Here is a 1,069-nt window from a genome sequence, read left to right as displayed (position 1 = left end):
CCGCAGCCGCGCATTCGTTCCGCTTGTTCTCGCTTCTTCGCATACAAGGCAGCCGCAGTATACTCTTGGCGTGCCCATAGCGTCGCCCGTTCCCAAGAACATCAATGTGTCCATTCTCTACTCCCCCTTCTATCCTCACCCAGATTAGACAATCTTTCTGTATTATAAAATAGGAAAGCGCTGCCTGCATAATCGGATGCAAATTTAAGCGAACAAACACTAAATACTTGAATATGGACGCAGTGAATCTTATCCATGCTGGGATGTTTGATTTGATCCTGAGCAGAACTACTTTCCAAATTCTTGGCTTGAACATTTAGCATCTGATAAGAATATATCAGAACAAAAACACCACGATCTATACGGAAAGTTATATCGGATTTAATTTCTTATTACGACGTTTGCTTTTTACCGCTACCGATTGAAGCGTTGGATTGACCGTTTTACTTCGACAAACAGCTTTTTCCTGCTAAACTAATAGGACAAGACCAAAATGGAGGGATTCTTATGCCAAATCAAATAATTCAGTTGTACGAGTATCATGTTTGGGCTAATAAGACCGTGTTTGAGCATTTGCGGAAATTGCCTGAAGATGTATGGAATAAAGACATAACAAGTGTGTTTCCATCTGTTTGCCAATTGATGTCGCACATCTATGCAATAGACACGATGTGGCTTAGTGTAATGCGTGAACGTCCGTTCGACGAGGCGAGGGCACTATTAATGCGACTGATCAACGAATCAAATATGGAGAACTTAGGAGGCATGGAGAAGCGATTCATTGAAACTGAAAATGAGTACAGGGACTTCTTGAATACGTGTGACTTTGAGAAGGTTATCTCTCTATCACATCCTGTATACGGTTCCGTTAGCACACCATTGTCAGGCTTAGTACAGCATGTCGTGAACCATGGAACATACCATCGTGGCAATCTGACCGCTATGTTGCGTCAACTCGGTCATAGTGGTGTTCCGACTGATTACATCTTTTATTTGTATACGGTATGAAATCAACATTAAGATTTAACATAGCCATTGAACACTCCCCCACTTAGCTAACACTTGAAGT

The 1,069-nt window shown here is 41.8% G+C and carries 1 protein-coding gene and 1 pseudogene; one reads left to right on the top strand and one right to left on the bottom strand.

The genetic code is table 11. The features are described 5' to 3' along the window. A pseudogene (locus L691_RS32320) lies at positions 1–114 on the bottom strand (MBL fold metallo-hydrolase); the annotation flags it as partial. A gap of 393 nt (positions 115–507) precedes the next feature. On the opposite strand from L691_RS32320, the gene L691_RS0125070 reads away from it, so the two are divergent. Then, a complete protein-coding gene (locus L691_RS0125070; RefSeq protein WP_025692973.1) occupies positions 508–1,008 on the top strand; it encodes a DinB family protein in 501 nt (166 codons plus the stop codon). The last annotated feature ends 61 nt before the right edge of the window (positions 1,009–1,069 follow it).

It is taken from the genome of Paenibacillus zanthoxyli JH29 (genome assembly GCF_000520715.1).
Classification (GTDB): Bacteria; Bacillota; Bacilli; order Paenibacillales; family Paenibacillaceae; genus Paenibacillus_AQ; species Paenibacillus_AQ zanthoxyli.
The sequence above is the reverse complement of the archived record's forward strand: the minus strand, read 5'-3'. Positions and strand labels throughout refer to the sequence as shown.

Excerpts from the sequence above, each read along its gene's own strand:
- L691_RS0125070 (WP_025692973.1), top strand. The coding sequence starts at position 508 with ATGCCAAATCAAATAATTCAGTTGTACGAGTATCATGTTTGGGCTAAT.